This window comes from Rhodopila sp. (genome assembly GCF_035548095.1).
Classification (GTDB): Bacteria; Pseudomonadota; Alphaproteobacteria; order Acetobacterales; family Acetobacteraceae; genus Rhodopila.
On sequence record NZ_DASZUV010000015.1, the window covers coordinates 25,044 to 47,060 of the forward strand.

Sequence of the window (22,017 nt, forward strand, 5' to 3'; positions counted from 1 at the left end):
CGGCATGTATGACAAGCTGGATCTGATGGCCGAGGCCTTGTCGTAGCTCGGCCCGCTTTCCAAGGCCCGGCTCCAAACATGAGCACCGTCCGGATATTGCCCATCCGGACGGTGTCCCGATTGAAAGCGGAAGGATCGCGTGAATGCTCCAGCTATACCAACCACGGAACCGACATCGCCTTCGCGGATTGTTCAGTCCTTCACGGTTGAGGCTGCATAGATCTCGTCAGTCGACTGTGCGAGCGCCGCATTGAAGGCCGCATCCGTCATCGATACCGTCAACCCCTCGGTGAAGGCGCGGGAGAAGCTCGCAATCACGCCATGCTGCGCCTTCAGACGCTTGCAGGCTTCAGCTCGGGAGTAACCGCCGGAGAGCGCGACCACCCGCATCACGCCTGGGTGGCGCACCAGGGGCGCATACAGATCCGTCTCATCCGGGAGGGTCAACTTCAGCATGACCTTCCGGCCACTCGGCAGCGCATCCAAAGCACGCGTCAACTCCGTCAGCAGGATAGCCTCCGCGCCCTTCTTGTCGGGGCTCTTGATGGATACCTCCGGCTCGATGATCGGGATCAACCCGTGGCGGGCGATCTGGGCGGCAACCTCGAACTGCTGCTTCACGATCGCCGCGATGCCCTGCGGCGATGGCAGATTGATGACGGAGCGCATCTTGGTGCCGAAAATACCCAGCTTGGTCGCCCTCTCCAGCAGCGCGTCCAGTCCCGGGATGGGTTTCATCAGGCTGACGCCGTCTTTCTCCGCCTCCAGCCCCTTGTCCACTTTCAGGAACGGGACAACGCCACGGTCCTTCCAGAGATAGGTCGGCACCGATTTACCCTGTGCCTCCCCATCCATGGTCCGTTCGAACAGGATCGCGCCGATCACCTTGCCACCGGTGAAGGCCGGCGCGGTCATGATGCGCACGCGCATCTCGTGCATCAGCCTGAACATCTCTTCGTCGCCGCTATAGGCGCTGTCCGGAATCCCGTACAGGCGCAGCGCGCCCGGGGTGGACCCGCCACTCTGGTCCAGCGCGGCGATGAAGCCGCCCTTGTTCGACATCTGAGCCGTCATCGCGTCGTCAGGCATGATCTTTATCCCTATGTGAAAATTTCGAGGCCGGGACGGATCAATCCGCCGCCTTGCACCGGGCCCATGATAGAAGGCTAGCACCCCGATTCAGAAGCCTGCAGTGATCTGCATCAGGGTCTTCGGTCTTCCAATTTGTGGAAATCTCTATAGCATATTGATTTGTTTGAAATTTACCGCTTGACACCCGCGCCATTGTCATTGCGTCGAACTGCGGGGGTCGCGCCGCCTTCGCCTGTCTCAATGGCTGGGCAATGGGGTGGGGGTGATTGTGGCAGTGCGCAGGCCGATTGGATGGCGTTTGCCATGGCCGGCGAAAAGGCCGCTATCTGATTAAAAAAACGGCGGTGCCCAAGGGCACCGCCGAAGTTTAGGGAGGAAACGTCCAAGAAAGCAGCGCGCCTCAGCGCTCTGCGAGGCAGACTTTGCCCTTCGCAGACGCAGCGGGCAAGCGGTTTTTGCTGCAATGCAGCACGCATCTTTTTGCAATGGGTGTGTCTGTTGCATTCTGGCCACAGAACACTTTCCCGCTTCCCCGCGCTTATGCCGGACCTTGCCGGTGCAGTCTGGCCAGGTGCCATGGGACAAACGGGACCCTCGACCCCTGCGGTTACCATGGGCTCCCCTGGTGCCGCGCCAGGCGTCCGGGCTCTGCGTAGCATCCATGGCAGGATACCAACCACGGCCCTGTTATGGGGATCGGACCTTCCAGCCGTCTTGCGGGATGTCGCCGGGAGGGTTGGGTGGCCTGATGGACGGGCACCCCGCGATGCCGTCTCCGTCGAGAGCGCGGCGGCCGGTTGCAATGCCGCTTCCGTTCGCTGATGCTGCGCGCAGGCGACGCTCTCATGCTCAGCCACGTCCACAACGCACGCCGCAACAGGGTTTGCCATGGCGCGGTCCAGGCGGGGGCGCGGTCCAGGCGGGGGCGCGGTCCAGGCGGGTGCGGCCGTTGCCCAGGCCTGTGGCTGCGGCTATCCGCTTTCGCCTACAATGGACTCGATGACGACGACCGCCTGGCCACGAAAGTCGCCGCGGTATTGCGGGAGAATGCATCATGACGCCGGAATTCATCGGCATGATCCACCATCGCGAGGCGTCGGAGATCATGTCGCCTCCGCCGTTGGTGATCGATCGGGCATATATCCGTGACTTCGCACAGGCCGCCGAGGCAGGCGGCTTCGACAAGCTGCTGGTCGGCTATTATGCCGACGGTCCGGACGGGTTTCTGATCGCCGCCGATGCGGCGGCGCAGACGGAACGGCTGGGCTTTCTGCTTGCCCACCGGCCGGGCTTCGTTGCCCCGCCACTGGCTGCCCGCAAGCTGGCGACACTGGATCAGATCACCGGCGGCCGGCTGTCGATGCATGTTATCAGCGGCGGCGATGATGCAGACCAGTTCCGCGACGGCGACGTTTCCACCAAGGACGAACGCTATGCTCGAACCGACGAATATCTTGATATTTTGAAACGCATCTGGACCGATCCGGCGCCCACGGTGGACCACGCGGGCCAGTTCTATCGTTTCAAGGGCGCCTACACCGCGATCCGCTGCGTCCAGCAGCCGCGTATTCCGATCTATTTCGGAGGCGCCTCCGCGGCGGCGATCGCCGTGGCGGCGAAGCATGCCGATGTCTATATGCTATGGGGCGAGACTCATGCGCAGGTGCGGGAGATCACCGCCCGCATCGACGCCGAGGCGGCAAGGCAGAACCGCATGATCCGCTACAGCCTGTCATTCCGTCCGATCCTGGCGGAGACCGAGGATGAAGCCTGGGCACGCGCCGAGCAGATCAAGCAGACGATCATCCAACGGCGGAAGGCCGCCGGACTGGGCGCACCGAACCGGACCAATGAAGGATCGAAGCGGTTGCTCGCGGCCGCGGCGCAGGGTGAGCGGCTGGACAAGCGCCTGTGGACCGGCGCTGCGCTGCTGACCGGCGCCAGCGGCAACACCACCAGCCTGGTCGGCACACCCCGGCAGGTAGCCGAGGCACTCGTGGATTATTGGGACATGGGCGTAACGACCTTCCTGGTGCGAGGCTTCAATCCATTAGCCGACAACCGCGAATATGGCCGCTCCTTGCTGCCGCTGACGAAGCAACTGATCGCGGAGCGTGAGGCGGCAAGGTCGCTCGCAAAGCCCGAAGCGGCCGAATAGGCGGCAAAGCCCGTTGCTGCGCGCGGCCGGTTTCGATAAAGCCGGCCGCATGACACGGATTCGAAACTTCACCGCCGTCCTGACGGCGTCCGCCTCGCTGCTTGCCAGCACAGGCTGCACCAACGACCAGCCGCCCCGGCAATCCTATCCCATCGCCCCGATCAGCGGGCCGGAACCGGTGGACGGCACGTACAACGGCCTGAAACAGCTGCTGCGGGGCGATGAGACGAGCTGCGGCAACACCGATGAGTTCCACCTCCAGATCAGCGGCCGCCAGTTCACCTATCGGCTTCTGCAACCGCAGGCGGATTGGCGACCGGTGATCGTATTCGGCGCCACCATCGCGCCGGACGGCACCTTCAACGCCGTCTCGGGTGACAGTTTTATGCGCGGCACCCTGAAGCAGGGCCATATCCACGGAGAAATGAGCGGCGATGTCTGCGGTTTCAGCTTCGACGCGGACCGCACCGGCACCTGGTAGCAAGCCGAACCGTCAGTAGCTCTCGGTCAGATAGGCGGCGATGGCTTTCGCATCCTCGTCGTCGATCGGGGCGTGATAGACCGCTCGCATCTTCGCCACCTCGGCCTCCCAGAACGCCTGACCCTTCTTCGGCGGCTGGGTGCTGATATAGTCAGGCGAATGGCAGCCCAGGCAGTTCCGCTTGGCCGCGTCGAGACCGGCTGCCGGGCCGGGACGCAGTGTGGCGGTCTCCGGCGGCAGCACGTACTCCATCGGTTTGGCGGCGACAATGCTGGCCATTCCGGCGCTTGCAAGGAAGGCGAGGGTGAGTGTGGCGCGCATGATCCGTCTTCTCCCGCTCAGGCTGCCTTGACGTGGACGGTCTCAACGACGTTGCGCATATAGCCGGCCGGATTCCATAGCGGCTGCATTGGCTGCGACTGGCCGATGCGATTGATCGCCCTGACCATCAGCGTGTGTTCGCCCTTCGGCAGGGTGATCGGTGCCTGCCACGCGCGGAACGAATAGCGCCCGAGGTCGTCGCCGAGCCTGGCCTCGGCCCAGGTCTCGCCACCATCCGCGGACAGCGCGGCCCCGCTGATGCCGTAGCCGCCATCGAACGCGATGCCGCGGACCATGGTTTCGGTGTTGGCCGGCACGCGCGCGCCATCGGCCAGGCTGGTGATGAAGGAGCGGACGTTGAACCGTCCGATCGGCACCGTGGTCGTGGGTGGCTTGCCGGGTTCGGTACAGGCGCAGCTATTCGCGGGAATGCGATAGGCGCTTTTCATCCAGAACCCGTCGAAGGCGTGATCCAGCACGGTGATCTCGTGCACGTGCTTCATCCAGTAGGTGCCGTAGTAGCCCGGCACCACCAGCCGCAATGGGAAACCATTCAGCCAGGGCAAGTCCTCGTTGTTCATGCTGTACGCCAGCATGACCTCCCCGTCGCGGGCATGGTCGATGTCCAGGGCCTTCACGAAATCCGGGGTTTCCGGCAGCACCGGCCCGTCCAGCCCGTCGAAGCTGACCTGCACCGCCCCCGCCTGCACACCGGCCTTGTCCAGAACGGCCTTCAGCGGGACGCCTTTCCAGCGCGCATTCCCCATTGCACCGTTGGCCAACTGGCCGCCGGCGACGCGCGGCTCGAAGAAACCCCGGCTGTTGCCCGAACATTGATTGACAGCGACGATCTCGGTCGACTCCATCGCCTTCAGATCCGCCAGGGACAGCGACAGCGGCGTATTCACCTTGCCCTTCACCTCCAGCCGGAATGTGTCCGGGTCGATCTCCAGCGGAATGTTGGCCAAATGGTAGCGGACAAAGAAGGCGTCGTTGGGGGTGATGACGCCATCGTTGAACACGGCGAAGGGGGTCTCGAGCTGTGGCGGCCGGGATGTCATCTGCAGCAGGGGGCGCTTGCCGGCATAGCGGACCAGTGGACGTTCGCCATTGCCGAACGGAAGCTGCACGGCATTCGGCGTGTCCGCCGCCCTGGCCACGCCGCTCAGTCCCGCGGCCCCGATGGCGGCGCCCGCACCACCCAGCAACGTCCGTCTGCTCAGCGATACCATTGAACCCTCCCAGCCACTCTCGCCGTCGATTTTGACGGGGTGCCATTTCGGATCGCAGGCCGCGCCAAGGCAAGGAGGTTTTTGCCATCCACAGGAAATCCACCCTCGCCGGTGGCAAGTATGCGATACAGCCATCGCGTTCAGGCTGGGAATGAGTGTCGGATGCGGATCGGCTGTGATGGGTGTGATCGGGGTGTGGCGCAGCCTGGCAAGGCAACCGGATGGCTGGTTACACGCTGATGCCTCGTCCAGGCCTGTTATTCGTCAGCCCCCGCTTCCTGTTCCCGATGGATCAGGGGGGCAAGATCCGTACCGGCAACATCCTGAAAGGCCTGAAAAATGGCGCCTTTCAAGTCACGCTCGCCTCCCCCGCGCCAGCCGACGCGGCTCGGCATCAGGTCGAGATCGATGCGGCCTGCGATCGGTTCCTGTCCTGGCCCGAAGCGCCCTATTCCCGAGTCCGCCGGCTGGCCGCCCTGGCCAGCGCCCTGCCGGTGGCCGCCGCCACCGATCGCTCCGCTTCCGGGCGCCGCGTGATCGCGGACGCGTTGGCGGAACGGCCGGCGGTGGTGGTGGCGGATTTCCCCCATGCCGATGTCCTGATGCCGAACCGGATCGAGCCGGCCAGCCTGATGTTTACCCATAACGTTGAAGCCGAGATTTTTGAGCGGCATGCCCAGCGCGCGCGTGGCATCTGGAAGCTTCTCTGGGCCGACCAGGCGCGGAAAATGGCGCGGCTGGAGCAGGCGGCGCTGGCGCGGTACGATTCGGTGATCGCGGTGTCCACCCGCGACCGGGACGTGCTGGCGAAGCGCTACGGCCTGGCCGCGGTGGCAGACATCGATACCGGCGTCGATCTGGATTTCTTTCAGGCTCATGCGCCCGGGGCCGCCGAGGATCCCGGCAGCGACGGCGGCACGCTGGTCTTCGTCGCCACCATGAGCTGGGCCGCGAATGTCGAGGGCATCCATTTCCTGCTCGACGAGGTCTGGCCGCGCCTGCTGGCGGTTCGGCCTCGGGTCAAGGCGGTGATCATCGGCCGCAACCCGCCATCGTCGCTGTCGGACAAGGTTCGGGAACGAGGGCTGGCCGTGACACTGACCGGGTTCGTGGATGACATCCGTCCCTACGTCGCCAAGGCGAACGTCTACGTGATCCCGCTGTTCGTCGGCAGCGGCACGCGCATCAAGGCATTCGAGGCGATGGCGATGGGCCGGCCGGTCGTTTCCACCACGCTGGGGATCGAGGGCCTGGATGTCACCGACGGTGAAAATTTCGTCCGCGCCGACAATGCCGAGGAATTCGCCACGGCCATTCTGGGTTTGCTGGATGATCCGGCCGCGCGGAACCGCATCGCCGGCGCAGCGCGGCGGTTGATGGAGGAGCGGTTTTCCTGGTCCACCGTCGCCCGACAGTTCGAGGCGATCTGTCTGCGCGCGCTGCAACGGAAACGGGACCACGGCTGACCGCGATCTGCCGGCAACTGGAATTGCCGCCGTTCGTCAGCGTCAGCCACCCGATGAGCCTGCCGCGTCCGGTTGCCGAAGCGCGGCAATGCTTGAACAGGATCGCGAACGGCAAGGTCGTGGCTCGAACGGCGTATCGGGGAAGTCCGGGCAGGCCAGGGCCGTGCCGTCATGGCACCGGCCCCTTGCCGGTCCTTCTTATCCAGCCTTCGTCTTCAATTCATCCAGCTGTGCCCGCGCACCGGCGATCATGCAGGACAGGTCGGATGTCAGCATGACCATGTCGAAGCCGCGCTTCACCGCCTCGGCGGCGAAGGCGGCGCCGGCACAATGCATCACGCACTTGATCCCATGCTTGTGCGCCGTCTCCCGGATCTTGTCGCACGTGTCCATGTGCAGCTTGTCCGGGTTGTCGGCACGTGGAGCGAGCCCCAGCGCGAAGGACAGGTCGGCCGGACCGATGTAAACGGCGTCGAGACCGGGTGTGGCGCAGATGGCGTCGAGGTTGGCGAGGCCTTCCTTCGTTTCGATCATCGCCATCACGACGATCTCGTCATTGGCCTGTGCCACGTAATTGTCGCCGCCGTAGAAGGAGGCGCGCACCGGCCCCGATGAGCGCATGCCGACCGGCGGGTAGCGGCAGGCGGAGACTGCTTTCGCCGCCTCGGCGGCGGTGTTGACCAGCGGCACGATGATGCCATACGCGCCCAGGTCGAGCGCCTTCATGATCGCCTGCGGCTCATTCCACGCCACGCGGACGACCGGGACCGTGTCGGTCTGCGAAATCGCCTGCAACAGGGGCGTGACATCCTTCATTTCCGCGGTGCCATGCTGCAGGTCCACGCACAGCGCATCGAAGCCCTGGCGCGCCATGACCTCGGCCGTGAAGCCGTGCGACACCGACAGCCAGCCCAGCGTCACGTATTTCCCGTCACGCCACATCTGCTTGATCTTGTTCGGACGCATGGTTTCACTCCCGGGCATTGGTTCGATCGATCCCGCAACCGGGACCGCCCGCATCAAACGCGACCCCGCGGCCGGCTTCAAGGGTGGTCCGGCGCATGTCATCCCCGCGCATGCTGTCACCGTTCGCTGCCCGCTTTCAGATGTCCGCGCGGTTGCCCACCGCCGGGGCTTCGCCTTAAATCGCCGGCGATCGGCGGACCTGCCGCCCCAACCGGAGAGACTCGTCGCATGTGGCCCATCCGTTCCGCGCTGTTTGTGCCCGCTCATCGCCGCGACTGGGTCGGCAAGGCCCTGCGTGTCGGGCCGCACGGCGTGATCCTGGATATCGAGGATTCGGTGCCGCCCCAGTTCAAGCCGCAGGCGATGGACAACCTCAAGAGCGAGATCGCCGAGTTGAAAGCTGCCGGCGTAGCCGCTTTCGTGCGAATTCAGCCGCTGTATGACGGCACGCCGGCCGAGATCGAGGCGGCGATGACCGATGGGCTGACCGCGATCGTGCCGCCAAAGGTGGCGACCCCGGACGAGGTGCGCAGGCTGCACGATCTGATCAGCTATGCCGAGGGGAAGGCCGGCGTCGAGCATGGCAGCGTCGGTCTGCTGGTGCTGCCGGAGACGGCCTTGGGCATGTACGACGCTTATAACCTGGCAAAGGCGAGCCCGCGCGTGCGCGGCATCCACGGCGCGGTGTCCGGCCCGGTTTCCGGCGACTTTGCCCGCGCGTTCGGTTTCCGCGCCACGACGGGGGGTGAGGAGCAGCACTATCTGGCGTCCAAGCTGGTGCTCGACAGCCGAGCGGCCGGAGCCATGTATCCGATGGCGGGAATTTTCGGGACGCATCAGGATGACCACAAGGCGGTCGAAGCTCTCATCCGCAAGGCCCGTGACTTTGGCTACAGCGGTGTGGCGGTGATGCACCCCACCCATGTACCGATCGCCAACGCCGTCTATCGCCCGACATCCGAGGAAGTGGATTATTTCACAGGCCTGATCGCCGCTTTCGAGGATGCCGAGAAGAAAGGCCTTGGCGCGGTCGCCTATCGCGGCGCCATGGTCGACTACGCCATGCTGCCGCTGGCTCGGGAGGTGCTGGCGGAGGCGGCGAGGAACCGGGGTTAAACCCGGGCTCTGGTTGAGCCCGGCTCTCTCGCGCGCCGTCAGGGTTTGCCGTCAGGGTTTGCGGACCACCCCTCGGCGAAACCGGGGCTCAGGCCGACCGGGCGGCCAGGCGGCGCCGCGCTTCGTCGAGGTCGGGGACGTTGCTGGATGAGGCGGCCAGCATCGGGGAATTCGTCACCTTCAGGGCCTCGGCCGCCGCGTCGTTGTCGAGGATCTTCGACATCACCGCATCCTTCGCCCGATCAAAATACTCGCGGTTGGTGGCGACGAACTCCCGCGATTCCCGCAGTTTGGTGACGTAGCCGTTGATCTCCGGCACAACGTAGCGGGCCACCATGTCCCAGCTCCGCATCGTGTCCTCGGGGTTCGCCCAGTCATGCACGAAGCCAACCACGCAGCCGAAGCCGCCGCTGGTGGCCAGCACCGACTTGATCCGTTCCACGAGGTCATCGGGGGTGCCGATCGTCGCCACGGAACCCTTGGAGAAGGCGGTCTTCTCCACCGCCTCATCCGGATCCTTGAACGGCCGGGCGCCCGGACGCTGGAGGGTGCCGGTGATGTATTCGTTGTGATGCCGCATCAGGCCCTTGCGGGCCTGCTCCGCCGCCTTTTCCCGCGTTTCGGCAATGTGCCAGTTCAGCAGCACGCGCCAGTTCGCCCGGTCGACGGTCTGGCCATGCTTCGCTGCTGCGGCTTCCGCGAAGCTCCACTGCGTCGGCAGCGCGCTCAATCCTGCCTCGGACAGCGAGCCGATGGAGATGATGCCGATCCCGTGCTTGCCGGCCAGGGTCATGCCGGATGGGCTGATCTGGGAGGCCACGGCCAGTGGCATGTCTTCCTGCAGCGGCAGCAATTGAAGCGCGGCATCCTGCATGTTGAACCAGTCAGTCTTCATGGTGACGCGCTCACCGCGGAACAGGCGGCGGATCACGCCCAGGGCCTCATCCTGCCGGTCGCGCAGCACCATCGGGTCAATGCCAAAGGTATGGGCATCGGAGGCCAGCGCGCCGGGACCGGTGCCAAAGATCACCCGGCCGCCGGTCATGTAGTCCAGCTGCACGATGCGCTGCGCCACGTTGAACGGGTGGTGGTAGGGCAGCGACACCACACCGGTTGCCAGCTTGATGCGCCTGGTCTGCTCCGCCGCCGCCGCCAGGAACATTTCCGGGGACGCGATCATCTCCCAGCCGCTGGAGTGGTGCTCGCCGCACCAGAACTCGTCGTAGCCCAGATCGTCCAGATGGCGCACCAGCGCAAGGTCGCGGCGGAACTGCAGCATCGGGTGCTCGCCGATCGGATGATGTGGGGCGAGGAAGGCGCCGAATTTCAAGCGAGGCATATGGGAACTCCCGGACGAGATATGAGGCATGGAACCACCGGACGCCTTGTATGGCAATTTTCATGTGCGGCGGGCACGGCACGGTTGCCATGCACGCAGGCGAGGCGCTAAATCCCCGGGCAAAACATTCTCCATCGGCAATCAGTTCCGCTGTGCCGGCGGGGGCGGAGATTTGTATGTGCACAACGTGTTACGGTGGCGCTCCGCCGTTGCGCCGCCGCCATTTTCTGTCAGCCGCCGCCGGACTGGCGCTGGCTGCGTCCGCTCCACTGGCTCACGCCGCCGGGGGCGCTGTCTCGCCGGATGAGGCCCTGGCAAGATTACGGGCGGGCAATCAAAAGTTCATTGCCGGCCCGCAGCTTTGTGAGGCGGATCTGGTCCAGCAGCGCGGCCGGGTTGCCAAAGGGCAGTCGCCCTGGGCCACCATCCTGACCTGCTCCGACAGCCGCGTGTCCCCAGAGCTGATCTTCGGCGGTGTCGGCCTGGGAGAGCTGTTCGTCGCCCGCAATGCCGGCAACGTGCCGGACACGGCGGTGATGGGCACGATCGAGTACGGCGCGGAACACCTCGGCTCGCCGCTGGTCGTCGTGCTGGGTCATCAGCGCTGCGGCGCCGTCGCGGCGGCATGCGAGGTGGTGACAAAGCACATGAAACTCCCCGGCTCCATCGGTCCGATGGTGGAAGCCATCGTGCCGGCCGCGCTGGCGGTGAAAGGCAAGCCCGGCGACTTCGTCGAGAATGCCGCGCATGAAAGCGCCCGCCGCTCCGCCGGAAGGATCGCCACCAGGAGCGAGATCGTCGGGCATCTGGCGCATGAGGGAAAGCTCAAGGTGGTTGCGGCTTTCTACGATCTCGACACCGGCGCGGTCGATTTCATGAGCTGATGTAGAGCACGGTCGTCGTCCCAGGCCGGCGGCCAGAAAGTGCGACCGCACTTTCCAATCAAGAGGTCGTCGAATCCGGCCGCGGCCCGCTCCGCCCCCGTGACGGCTGCGCGGGCCACGCCGTCCTATTGCATCTGGCTGGGCAGCCAGAGTGCAAGCTGGGGAAACAGTGTCAGGATGAACAGCAGCACGAACATGATGATGTGGAACGGAATGGTCCCCATCACCACGTCGCTGAGTTCGCCATCCCAGATGCTTTGAATGACGAACAGATTAATGCCGATCGGTGGCGATATCTGCCCCAGTTCGACATACATGACCAGGATGACGCCGAACCAGATCGGGTCGATACCGTAACTGCTTAGCACCGGATAGATCAGCGGCACGGTGATGACGATCATGCCGATGCTCTCCACCAGGCAGCCCAGCACGGTGTACAGCACGAACAGCGCGGCGAAGAATTCGAAATGCGATAGGTGCAGGCCGACCAGCCACGCGGTCACGCTCTCGCCCACGCCCGCCACGCCGATCGCATAGGCGTAGATATAGGCGGCATAGATGATGAACAGCAGGTTGCCGCAGATCTGCACCGTGCGGTGCATCGCCTCCTTGAAGCTGGTCCAGGTCAGGTCACCCCAGATCAGGCACAGCAGGAAAGCGAACAGGCAGCCGCCCGACGCGGCCTCGGTCGGCGTGGCCCAGCCGGCATAGATGCTGCCGATGATCGCGCCAATCAGCAGCGCGAACGGTACCACGTCGGCCAGCGCGCTGAGCCAGGACTCGGCATTGACCGCATGATGCCGTGGCACGACCCCGCCCCATTGCGCCCGCACGGCGATATAGGCCATGAACATCAGGGTCAGGACCACGCCCGGGATAACGCCGGCCATGAACAGCTTCGCCACCGACGTCTCGGTGAAGGAGCCGTAGATGATCATGGCGATGGATGGCGGCAGCAGGATGCCCAGCGTGCCGCCGGCCGCCAGGGAGCCTGCCGACAGCCGCCGGTCGTATTGCCGCTGCACGAGCTGCGGCAGGGCGACGCCGCCGATCGAGGCCGCTGTGGCGACGGATGATCCGCTGATCGAGGCGAACAGCGCGCAGCCGACAATATTCGTCTGCAGCAATCCGCCGGGCAGGCGGGAGACGATCTTTGCCAGCCCGCGATAGATGCGGAACGACAATCCGCTGCGCTGCATCAGCTCGGCCATCAGCACGAACAGCGGGATCGCAGTCAGCGTGAAGCTGTTCATGCTGCCCCAGGTGACCAGCCCGATCCCCTTCAGGGCGACAAGGCCATTCTGCATCAGCAGATAGATCACGCCGGGGACGGCGATGGCGAACGGCACCGCCATGCCGGCGGCCAGCAGCACCAGGAAGATCCCGAAGGATCCGATCAATTGCAGCGCCAGGGTCATGAATCAGACTCCGCCGGCCTGGAAGCGGCGCCAGTTGCCCCAGGCGGAGCGCAGCACGGAGATCGTCGCCGCGACCATGCCGATCGGCATGATCGCCTGCGGTATCCAGAGCGGTGTCGCCAGCAGGGTGGGCGCGACGTCCTCGGAGCGGTGGCTGGCCATGACGAAGCGCGTCAGTTGCCAGACCAGCACCACGCAGAACAGCAGCGACAGCAGGTCGAAGATCAGATGGGACAGCGCCTGCATGCGCGGTGACAGGCGCGTCTGGACGAACTGGACATGATGGTAGGATCGATAGACCTGACAGACCGGCAGCGACAGGAACGTGATCCCGACAATGATATAGCCGCCCAGTTCATCGGACATCTCGAACGAGTAGTTGAACAGGTTGCGCGTGATGATCTCCAGGATGACGATGGCGCCCATGACGACGATCGCGACCTCGCAGATCCACATGCAGGCATTCTCCAGCAGCGTCGGCGCCGGATGGAACCTGGCCTCGCCGGCCTCCGCCGCGTATTCCGGGTCCTTCACCGGCCGACCGCGGCGCGGATTTTCTGCATCGCGGCGACGGCGTCGGGCCCATGTGCCTTCGCCCACCCATCCCAATAGGATTTCATCGCCTCCGTCCCGCGCTTGATGTCTTCCTGCGTGGGATCAGCCAGCACCATGCCGTCCTTGCCCCATTGCGCGGTCAGTTCGTCCTCGACCCGATCCATCTCCGTGATCGCCCAGGCCGCCCATTTCGTCGCGGCCTCCCGCACGATTTTCTGTTCATCGGGTGGCAGCTTGCTCATCGCGTCCTTGTTGACGATGTAGGTCGAGTTCACCCACGACGTCGGATATGCGTAACGATATTTCAGCAGGTCGTGCCAGGCCATGCCGCCGCCCGAACTGGCGGTCAACGCACCTTCCACCACGCCGCGGTCGAGCGCCGCCGCCACGTCCGGCGCGCCCAAGGTCAAGGAAACACCGCCGAAGCGGCGGATGAACTCGCCCTGCTCGACGCTGGTGACGCGCAGCTTCAAGCCCTTGATGTCATCCAGGCCGGTGATTTTCTTGCGGCCCCAGATCACCTGCACCGGATAGCTGTACTGGGCCAGCACCTCGATCCCACGCTTGTTGTAGGCGGCCTGCAGATAGGGGGAGACGATCTCCATCGCCTTCTTCATCTCCGCCTCGCTCTGGATCAGCATCGGCAGGCGCAGCAGGCCGGAGATCGGGATGGTGCCGGTGGCGAAGCCGTCATCGGCGATCTGCACCACGTTGTCGGCGACCGCGGCGGTGATGTTGTCGGCCTTGATCGGCAGGCTGCCGCCGAGATGCAATGCGATGGTCAGATCGCCATGCGTTTTCTCCTTGATCTCATCGATCATCTTCGAGACGGCAGCAACCGAGGGTTGGGTGACCAGCGGGTTGTAGACGTAGCACTCCCAGGCTGTGGCGGCCTTGGCCGCGACGCTGGAGATGACCAGGGAGGCGGCCAAGGCCGCGCGGAGCAAGACGTGTCGCAAGACGGTTCCCCTTTCTCAACCGCTTCGCCGAGCGGGTTGCGTCCTGTTTAGCCTGGGGTGGCCGTATGGCAAAGGCGGCGGACCTGATCTGTCCCGAGACGCAAGCCGCGCTCCTCGCCCACTGGGACAAGCGGCATGGCCCGGTCGACCGAACAAAAGAAGAACTAATAAATTCTCGCAAATAAATCTCTCACCGTTAACGAAGTATTCGGATTTTCCGCGGACACTGCATCAGCCGGCATCCGTCAGGATCAAAACGATCCGACGCTACCGGTTCCCTGCTGTCCCGGCTCACCGGCGGCATCAATGTCTGCCGGTTCGGCTCACCGCTCAGGAATCCTATCGTGCGCCTCGCGTCATTTCTCTGCCGCGCGTCACTTGCCTCCGGTGCCGTCCTCGCACTCGGTGGCTGTGTCGCTGCCGTACCGTTGGCCCATCTTGCCTCGACGTCGGCGACCTCGTCCGTCGCGCAACCCTGTGTGCAGACGACCGGGTGCACAAATGCCGTGGCCAACCTGTCGTTCACGGACATGGCGAAGCGGTTCAATGAAACGATGCAGACCTGGACCGGGACTGCAACGGATGCGCCGGCCGGGTCGTCAGCGCAACCGGTGTCCAAGGCTGCGGGCCAGGGGCAGAACCAGACTCAGAATCAGGGTCAAGCCGCCCGATAAAGCATGACAGGGCAGGCTTGATCCTGCCACGCTTTATCAACTCTTTGATTCAAGGCCGCGATTCAGGCCCTCTCACCGCCGGCTTCAGGCGATCGCGTTCTTAGGATCAGCGCCGGCTCATATCCACCAAGGCGGCAAAGCCGGTCTCGGTGCCGAAGGCGAGGCGGCTGCCATCCGAGCTCCAGGCCAGAGCGGTCACCGGTCCGTGGTCGGGCGGCGCCACCGGCAGGATGCGGGAGGAGCCGATATCGGCCACCACTACCAACCCGTCGGCGAAACCGCCGGCCACGAATTCCTCCTTCGGGTGGCAAGCCACCTGCCGGCAGATGATGCCGTCGCCGCCGGCCAGTTCCAGCGGCGCCTTGCCCATCGGGCCGCCGCCGAAGAAGGGCCACATCACCATCGCGTCCGCGCCGGACGTCGCCAGCCATTTACCGGTGCGGGTGAAGGACAGGCTCTCGGTCTTCGCCGGATAGCCGCTCATGCGCATATGCTGCGCGTCAGGCAATTTCCAGCCATGCAGCGCGTTCTCCTGCATCGCCGTCACCACCGCCTCGCCTTCCGGGTGCATGATGACGGCGGTGTGGCTGCCCTTCCATTCCAGCTTGCGGGGCGTATCGGTCTTCGCGGCAACGAACCACAGGGTGACGCCGTTGTAGTGCGAGGCAGCGATCCGCTTGCCCTTGCCGTCGAAGGTCAGGCCCGTGACGGTTGATGGATGGGTGAAGGATTTCAGCTCCTTTCCCGCCTGGTCGAAGAGCTTCACCAGCTTGCCGGCGCTGGCGACGATCAGGCCACGAGTCTTGTCCAGCGTGTAGCCGGCGACATGTTCCACCCACTTCATCGCGCCGAGGCTGGCGATATCGGATACGGTACCATCCGCCGACACCCGCCGCACCGCGCCGTCGTCGCCGCCGGTGATGAAGCCATCGCCGGTGGGATCGGTCGCGACGTCCAGGATCGCCCCATCGTGCACGGCGGCGCTGGTCCACGCGGACGGATCGTCCAGCTTCGCCACGCGCATGCTGCCGTCACCCAGGGCGAAGCCGACGGTTCTCCCATCGCGGGAAAACCGCACACCGACCACGAACGCATCCAGATCCCGCGAAATCCCCCGCTGCTTCAGAAGGTACGAATCCTCGACGGCCTGACTCATGAATCCACCGCGCAACTCTCGAACCCGCGCCGCAGTTGCGGCCGGCTCAGGTTGCGGCCGATGAAGACCAGCCGGCTGACCCGCGGCTCACCCTCCTTCCATGGGCCGATGAAATCGCCGTCGGCGATCATGTGCACGGCCTGGAAGGCGAAGCGGCGGTCGTCGCCCGCGTAATTCAGAATGCCCTTGGTCCGCAGCAGGTCGGGGCCCTTGTCCTGCAGCAGCATCCCGATCCAGGCATTGAACTTCTCCGGATCGATCGGCTTCTCCACCTCGAAGCTCATCGAGCTCACGTCATCATTGTGCTCGTGGTCATCCTCTCCGGACAGGAAATCCGGCTGCATGGACAGGATGCGCTGCAAGTCGAAGGCACCGCGGTCCAGCACCTCGGCGATCGGCACCGCCGACCGCTGGGTGCGGTGGATCACCGCGAAACGGTTGATCTGGCGGATCATGCCCTCCACCGCCTCCAGTTCCTCGGGCGTCACCAGATCCGTCTTGTTCAGCACGATGACGTCGGCGAAGGCGATCTGATCGGCGGCCTCATGGCTGTCCTGCAGCCGCTGCGGCAGATGCTTCGCGTCGACGACCGTGACGATGGCGTCCAGGCGGGTCTTCGCCTTCACGTTGTCATCGACGAAGAAGGTTTGCGCCACCGGCGCCGGGTTGGCCAGGCCGGTCGTCTCGATGATGATGCCGTCGAATTTGTCACGCCGCTTCATCAGCCCGCCGACGATGCGGATCAGGTCGCCGCGCACCGTGCAGCAGATGCAGCCATTGTTCATCTCGAACACTTCCTCGTCGGTGTCGACGACGAGGTCATTGTCCACGCCCAGCTCCCCGAACTCATTGATCACCACCGCGTATTTGCGGCCGTGCTGTTCGGTCAGGATGCGGTTGAGCAGGGTGGTCTTGCCGGCACCGAGATAGCCGGTCAGCACGGTCACCGGAACCTGCTGGTCGGCCGTGGCCTGGGTATCCGCCATGGTCTGATCCCTCATTGATGTCGATCTCCCCAACGGCCCGGGCGGGAGGGGGAGGCTTGGGTCAGCAATATAGGCTTCCTCCCCCCGGTCAACCAGCCGGGGAGGCCCGCGCGATCAGCCCGTGGCGCAGACGGGCAAGGCGTTCGCGGACTACGCGCACGTCGAAGCGCTGAGCCCGCGTGCGGCCGGCCTCGCCGAGGGCGGCGCGCTGTGCCGGATCGTTGGCAAGCGTGACGATGGCCCTGGCGATCGTCCCCGGTTCGTCGGGCTCCGCATACAGGGCTGCGTTGCCAGCGACTTCGGGCAAACCGCCGCGCTTGGAGCAGATCAGTGGCGCCCCGTTCGCCATCGCTTCCAACGCCACCAGCCCGAACGGCTCCGCCCACCGGCTGGGCACCACCACGATGCCGGCTCGCGCCATCGCCAGCATGACCTCGGGATGATCGCGGTAACCCAGCATACCGACGCCGGCGCGTTCCGCCGCTGCGCGGACGCCCGCCACGAAGCTCGTGTCCGGGCTGTCCGCCCGAAACCGGTCGGCGCCGATGACATCGGCCCGCCAGCCGTGCAGTTCCGGCAATGCCGCCGCACAGGCGGCAATGAAAGCGTCGGGTGCCTTGTCGTCCACCACCCGGCCGGCAAACAGGATGGACTGCTCGCGCGGCTGCGGTGGCGGCAGCTCTGTCAGGTCGATGCAGTTCGGCACCACGGCCGGTGCCTTGGGGATTGCCTTCAGGCCGTCGATCAGCCTGTCGCGCAGCCAGGCCGAGGGTGTCATCACCAGCGCCATTCGCCGCAGCAGCACCGTGCGCTGCGCCGGGGTCTGCGCCAGGCGCATGGCCTGTGGATCGTTGTGCAAGACCAGTGTCACCGGCACGCCGGGCAGTCGGGCAGCCAAGGCAAGAGCGATTTCCGGCCGGTTATGGGCCTCGATCAGCGCTGGCCTCAGCGGCCGCAGCGCCCGAGCGACGGCGGCCGCATAGCGCAGGTTGCCGTTGCCCAGGACAAAGGTCGCCGGCCGGACCGGCAGGAATCGGACATCGGAGAACGCGGGTGAATCCTGTGGCCCGCCAATTACCAGGGTTTCGCACCCGGGCGTCGGCGCCAGGCGGCGCACAAGCAGGCCCACGGCGCCCGCTCGGCCGGGACCGAAGCCCTCACGCGGCGGCAGGACGACGGCGACCAGGGGAGCGGAGGCGGGGCACATCGCGGCCGCCTATACAGGGGCGGTACGGGCTGCGCCATGCCGTCCAAATGAAACGGGGCCCGCGGGCCCCGTCGAGCGTTCATATCAGAACGTGTCGTCCGTATTGCCGGAATCCCAGCTGCCGCTGTCGTCGACGCCGCCGCCCGACGAATCCCAGCCGCCGTTGTCCAGGTAATCCTGGTTCGCAGCCCCGGCACCAAAGTCCTGGCCACCGAAATCCTGGCCACCCGCGCCGGCGGCACCAGGATCCCATGCCGAATTATCGATGAACTGCTGCTGGTCCGGCACTGGAGTAGCCCATGGGCTCGCGGCGCCGGCTCCCACTCCGCCAGCTCCGAACCCGGCGGCTGAATGCCCGCCAGAGAACAGGCTGGTCAGCGCGTTCGCGGCCAGCACACCGCCGGCCACGCCTGCTGCCGTCGTCAGTGCGGAGCCGAGAAAGCCCGAGCCTTGGCGCTGAAACACGCCTGGCTGATAGCCTGGCGGGTATTGCGGCGGCGGTGGCGGCGGATAATAGCCTTGTTGCGGCCCGCGCTGCGGTCCCGTCTGGCCCCACGGTCCGCCGGGCGGCGGAGCGGCCTGAGGCTGGGACTGGCGGCCACCGCCGAACAGCCCGCTGAAGAACCCGCCGCCGGACGATCCCTGCTGTTGCGCGGCCTGCTGGGCCTGTTGCAGTGCCTGCTGCATCTGCTGCTTTTCCCACTCCAGCCGCTGGATGCGATTCTGCGCCTCGACCAACGCATGCTCCTGCACGAAAGCAAGCTGCGTGATGCGGTAGCGCGCTTCCGGGTATTGCTGAAACTGCTGCGCAATGAACTGGTCGGCCTCCCGATCCACCGGCGGCAGGGCCGGCTGGGTTTGCGGCACGGAGCCGGACGCGAACCCGCTGCTGGCCGGCGAACCACCGACACGGGCAACGAACTGGGAGATGATCTGGCGTTCTTCGTCGGTCATATGTACCCCGAATGGGTCCTGGACCCGATGCTGTCGCGCAGCAGATGTGATGCCGAATCGCCCGCCGTTCAATGGAATTCTGGAGGCGCGGATCGCCGCGGCGTGGGTGGCCTGGACGTGCCGGTTCGCGGCCCGGCGCGCCCTATGGGCCGGGCGGGATTCTGTCCGAGGTCCAGGGAAGTGCCCACAGATCCGCGTTGCACAGCTTCTCGGCCAGCGAGGAGGAGATCGCATCCAGCAGCCGTTCGCCCTTCTCGGCCGATGCCGCCTCCGGGTTGCCGATCACGCCGGAGCCGGAGCGGCTGCCGATGCTGCGCCACATATAAACGCCGCCCCCCACAAGATCGTCGAGGTTCGGCGTGTCGTTCGCCCTGGCAAGCGGAATGCGATCCTTCGCCACCAGCTCCGGCCGGACCGCCATCATCATCGACGTCTCGGCCTCGCAGGCGTGCGACAGGCCGCCCTGGGTTTCCAGGATTTTCGCGATCGGCACCGCGGCGGCATACCAGTAGGTGAATTGCACGATCGGTACTCCCAACCTTGGGGTCAGATCGTCCGCGATGGTGCGCAGCGCGTTCTCGTTGCCACCATGGGCATTCAGCAGCACGACCCGACGGAACCCGTGCCGCAGGATCGACCGCACCACACCCTCGATCACCGCTGTGAACGCCGCATTGTCCAGCGTGATGGTGCCGCCGAAGCTCATGTGATGCTCTGAGAGTCCGGTCCACAGCACCGGCAGCACCAGGATCGGCTGGCCATTGGCCAGCACCTTCTCGGCCGTACGGGCGGCGACGGCCTCCCCCAGCATCGAATCGACTTCCACCGGCAGGTGCGGGCCATGTTGCTCGATCGAGGCGATCGGCAGAACAACGATCGCGTCGCGCGCCGCCTGTTGCCGCAATTGATCCGCCCTGAGCTTCCGCCATTCGTACTGTTGCATTCCGCGCTGCCTCTCATCCGACGTCCGTCAACCGGGTCGCGGTCTATTGTGGACACATCGTGACGCGAACGGTAGAGCGATCGAACTTTTCCCTCCGGCATCCCCCGGGCAGTCCTGCGACCCCTGTTCTCGCCTGGGCCGCCCGACGGGATTGGCTTCGTATCGGTCCTGTTGTCGTTGCATGAGCACACCCTTCGCCACGTTCTCCGCCTCCATCGCGCGCCTGGTGACGGCCACGGCGCCGCTGCTGAGCGCCATCCGGACGGGTTCCAACCGGCACGTGACCGGGTTGCTGGTGTGGAATGATACGATCGTGACCACCGATCAGGCACTGCCGGTGCTCGACCTTTATTCCGTGATGCTGCCAACCGGCGGGCTGGTCGCCGCCCGGCCGGGCCCGCGCGACCAGGGCAACGACGTCGCGTCCCTGCGGCTGGACAAGCCGGTGACATGCCATCCTCTCATGCCCGGCGCGGCCGTGCTGGGCAGCCTGCTGATCGTGCTGGCCGCGGATCAGGAGGCGGCACCGACCGTCCGCCTGACGACCGTGCATAGGATGGTCCGCCATCCGGCCGGCATCCTGCCCATGGCCGACCTGGCCCCGCATCAGATCGATCCGGGCGCCGTCGCGCTGGATGCGGACGGCCGCTTCGTCGGCCTGATCGCCGAAGGGCCGGCTGGCGAGGCCCTGATCGTGCCCGCCGCCGTGGTGCGCCAAAGCTTCCAGGGGGCGTCTTCGCCGGTGCGTTCCATCCCGCCGCAGCTCGACGCGGTGCCCGAGGTGCCGCCCGAACCGGTGACCCGGTCGGCAGCGCCCTGGGGCGGCCAGACCGGCAGCGGCGGCCGCACCTCCGCGGCACGCGGCTGGCTGGGGGTCGCGCTGCAGCCGATCACGATCCCGGATGGGCTGGTCGCGCGCACCGGCCAGAAATCCGCCCGCATGGTGGTAAGCCTGACCACGGGCGGACCGGCCGAGCGCGCCGGATTGCGCATCGGCGACATCCTGCTGACGGTCAATGGCATCAGCACCTCGGGCAATCACGTGCTGCGTGGTCTCCTGTTGCCCGAAAAGATTGGCAGCGTGCTGGAGATCGGGCTGCTGCGCGACGGCAACCGGCTGTCGGCCCGGCTGGTCGTGGCTGCCCAACCGGACGCCTAGACCTGGCGCACAGACCGGCGACGCCGCGATCATCCGGCCGCCCGGTTGCGAAGGGGCGGCGTTGGGTGTTCGATCCCACCACGTAGCAGGGGCATGCCATGAACATCGATTTCACCGGTCGCAAAGCCATCATCTGCGGCGGCAGCCGCGGCATCGGCCGCGCCATCGCGCTCGGGCTGGCAGAGAGCGGAGCCGCCGTCTCGATCTGCGCTCGCGGCGCCGAGACATTGGAACAGACCCGCAAGGAAGTCGCCGCCTTCGGTCACACCGCGCATGCCGCGCCGGTCGATCTGGCCGATGCCGCGGCCATCCGCGCCTATATCACGGAGGCAGCCGCCGCGCTGGGCGGCATCGACATCCTGGTCAACAACGCCTCGGCCTTCGGCTCCACCGACGATGAGGCAGGCTGGGTCTCCAGCCTGGCGATCGACATGCTGGCGATCGTGCACGCCACGCAGGTCGCGCTGCCTTTCCTGACGGAGTCGAAGGGTTGCGTGATCAACACATCCTCGATCTCCGCGCTGCGCTCCGCCGCGCGGCAGCCGCCCTATGGTGCGATCAAAGCAGCGGTGATCCATTACACCAATACGCAGGCGGCCATGTATGCGAAGTCCGGCATCCGGGTGAACGGCATCGCCCCTGGCTCCATCGAGTTTCCAGGTGGCGTGTGGGATCGCCGCAAGAAGGAGGGTTCGCCGCTGTATAACGCCGTCCTGCGATCCATCCCCTTCGGCCGGCTGGGCCATCCCGAGGAAGTGGCCAATGTCGCGATGTTCCTGGCGTCGCCCCTTGCGAGCTGGGTGACGGGGCAGACCATCACCGTGGATGGCGGCCAATTGCTGTAGTCCGGGTCTTCGCCCATTGCCGCGGTTCGGAATCAGGGCCGCGGCGGTATGGGCCCGCCCCCCTTATCCCCCACCCCGTCATCCCCGCCCCCGTCATCCCCGCTCT

General features: G+C 65.7%; 20 protein-coding genes. 7 read left to right on the forward strand and 13 right to left on the reverse strand.

The genetic code is table 11. The features are described 5' to 3' along the window. Nucleotides 1-192 precede the first annotated feature (192 nt). On the reverse strand, nt 193-1,089 hold the full coding sequence (locus tag VHC04_RS11950; protein ID WP_325681408.1) for a fructose bisphosphate aldolase: 897 nt from the start codon (nt 1,087-1,089) through the stop codon (nt 193-195). 1,057 nt (nt 1,090-2,146) lie between these two features. On the opposite strand from VHC04_RS11950, the gene VHC04_RS11955 reads away from it, so the two are divergent. Beyond that, nucleotides 2,147-3,250, forward strand: coding sequence for an LLM class flavin-dependent oxidoreductase (locus tag VHC04_RS11955; RefSeq protein WP_325681410.1), 1,104 nt, complete (start codon nt 2,147-2,149; stop codon nt 3,248-3,250). Nucleotides 3,251-3,299: 49 nt separating this feature from the next. Beyond that, nucleotides 3,300-3,731, forward strand: coding sequence for a hypothetical protein (locus tag VHC04_RS11960; RefSeq protein WP_325681411.1), 432 nt, complete (start codon nt 3,300-3,302; stop codon nt 3,729-3,731). Nucleotides 3,732-3,743: 12 nt separating this feature from the next. Here VHC04_RS11960 and VHC04_RS11965 read toward each other — a convergent pair whose 3' ends face one another. Both VHC04_RS11965 and VHC04_RS11970 read right to left on the reverse strand, forming a co-directional pair. Next, on the reverse strand, nt 3,744-4,052 hold the full coding sequence (locus VHC04_RS11965; protein WP_325681412.1) for a cytochrome c: 309 nt from the start codon (nt 4,050-4,052) through the stop codon (nt 3,744-3,746). A gap of 17 nt (nt 4,053-4,069) precedes the next feature. Continuing rightward, nucleotides 4,070-5,284 carry a molybdopterin-dependent oxidoreductase gene (locus tag VHC04_RS11970; protein ID WP_325681414.1) on the reverse strand — a complete coding sequence of 405 codons (1,215 nt, stop codon included), beginning with the start codon at nt 5,282-5,284 and terminating at the stop codon, nt 4,070-4,072. Between the two features lie 239 nt (nt 5,285-5,523). Between VHC04_RS11970 and VHC04_RS11975 the strand changes: the two genes are divergently transcribed. Continuing rightward, nucleotides 5,524-6,750, forward strand: coding sequence for a glycosyltransferase (locus VHC04_RS11975; protein ID WP_325681416.1), 1,227 nt, complete (start codon nt 5,524-5,526; stop codon nt 6,748-6,750). 198 nt (nt 6,751-6,948) lie between these two features. Here VHC04_RS11975 and VHC04_RS11980 read toward each other — a convergent pair whose 3' ends face one another. Beyond that, nucleotides 6,949-7,716, reverse strand: a complete 768-nt coding sequence (locus tag VHC04_RS11980; protein WP_325681418.1) for an HpcH/HpaI aldolase family protein — start codon at nt 7,714-7,716, stop codon at nt 6,949-6,951. A gap of 228 nt (nt 7,717-7,944) precedes the next feature. On the opposite strand from VHC04_RS11980, the gene VHC04_RS11985 reads away from it, so the two are divergent. Next, nucleotides 7,945-8,832 (forward strand): HpcH/HpaI aldolase/citrate lyase family protein, encoded by an 888-nt coding sequence (locus VHC04_RS11985; protein ID WP_325681420.1) that lies wholly within the window; start codon nt 7,945-7,947, stop codon nt 8,830-8,832. An 88-nt stretch (nt 8,833-8,920) separates the two neighbouring features. On the opposite strand, the gene VHC04_RS11990 is transcribed toward VHC04_RS11985, so the two are convergent. Next, nucleotides 8,921-10,171 carry an LLM class flavin-dependent oxidoreductase gene (locus VHC04_RS11990; RefSeq protein ID WP_325681422.1) on the reverse strand — a complete coding sequence of 417 codons (1,251 nt, stop codon included), beginning with the start codon at nt 10,169-10,171 and terminating at the stop codon, nt 8,921-8,923. A 176-nt stretch (nt 10,172-10,347) separates the two neighbouring features. Between VHC04_RS11990 and VHC04_RS11995 the strand changes: the two genes are divergently transcribed. After that, nucleotides 10,348-11,055, forward strand: coding sequence for a carbonic anhydrase (locus VHC04_RS11995; RefSeq protein WP_325681424.1), 708 nt, complete (start codon nt 10,348-10,350; stop codon nt 11,053-11,055). Nucleotides 11,056-11,180: 125 nt separating this feature from the next. Here VHC04_RS11995 and VHC04_RS12000 read toward each other — a convergent pair whose 3' ends face one another. The 8 genes from VHC04_RS12000 to VHC04_RS12035 form a co-directional block, all read right to left on the reverse strand. After that, nucleotides 11,181-12,473, reverse strand: coding sequence for a TRAP transporter large permease (locus VHC04_RS12000; RefSeq protein ID WP_325681426.1), 1,293 nt, complete (start codon nt 12,471-12,473; stop codon nt 11,181-11,183). A gap of 3 nt (nt 12,474-12,476) precedes the next feature. Beyond that, nucleotides 12,477-13,007, reverse strand: coding sequence for a TRAP transporter small permease (locus VHC04_RS12005; protein ID WP_325681428.1), 531 nt, complete (start codon nt 13,005-13,007; stop codon nt 12,477-12,479). Then, entirely contained in the window at nt 13,004-13,987 is a 984-nt protein-coding gene (gene dctP, locus VHC04_RS12010; protein ID WP_325681430.1) for a TRAP transporter substrate-binding protein DctP, read from the reverse strand. The genes VHC04_RS12005 and dctP overlap by 4 nt, the downstream gene beginning before the upstream one ends. A gap of 780 nt (nt 13,988-14,767) precedes the next feature. Then, nucleotides 14,768-15,817, reverse strand: coding sequence for a WD40 repeat domain-containing protein (locus tag VHC04_RS12015; protein WP_325681432.1), 1,050 nt, complete (start codon nt 15,815-15,817; stop codon nt 14,768-14,770). Continuing rightward, nucleotides 15,814-16,818, reverse strand: coding sequence for a CobW family GTP-binding protein (locus VHC04_RS12020; RefSeq protein ID WP_325681434.1), 1,005 nt, complete (start codon nt 16,816-16,818; stop codon nt 15,814-15,816). The genes VHC04_RS12015 and VHC04_RS12020 overlap by 4 nt, the downstream gene beginning before the upstream one ends. 73 nt (nt 16,819-16,891) lie before the next feature. After that, nucleotides 16,892-18,010: a glycosyltransferase family 4 protein gene (locus tag VHC04_RS12025; RefSeq protein WP_325681439.1), complete on the reverse strand. Its 1,119-nt coding sequence runs from the start codon at nt 18,008-18,010 to the stop codon at nt 16,892-16,894. A gap of 84 nt (nt 18,011-18,094) precedes the next feature. Continuing rightward, a complete protein-coding gene (locus VHC04_RS12030; RefSeq protein ID WP_325681441.1) occupies nt 18,095-18,964 on the reverse strand; it encodes a DUF2076 domain-containing protein in 870 nt (289 codons plus the stop codon). A 142-nt stretch (nt 18,965-19,106) separates the two neighbouring features. Then, complete coding sequence (locus VHC04_RS12035; RefSeq protein ID WP_325681443.1) at nt 19,107-19,907, reverse strand: creatininase family protein; 801 nt, start codon at nt 19,905-19,907, stop codon at nt 19,107-19,109. Between the two features lie 181 nt (nt 19,908-20,088). On the opposite strand from VHC04_RS12035, the gene VHC04_RS12040 reads away from it, so the two are divergent. Then, nucleotides 20,089-21,066: a PDZ domain-containing protein gene (locus tag VHC04_RS12040; RefSeq protein WP_325681445.1), complete on the forward strand. Its 978-nt coding sequence runs from the start codon at nt 20,089-20,091 to the stop codon at nt 21,064-21,066. 98 nt (nt 21,067-21,164) lie between these two features. Continuing rightward, entirely contained in the window at nt 21,165-21,911 is a 747-nt protein-coding gene (locus VHC04_RS12045; RefSeq protein ID WP_325681447.1) for an SDR family NAD(P)-dependent oxidoreductase, read from the forward strand. Nucleotides 21,912-22,017 lie beyond the last annotated feature (106 nt).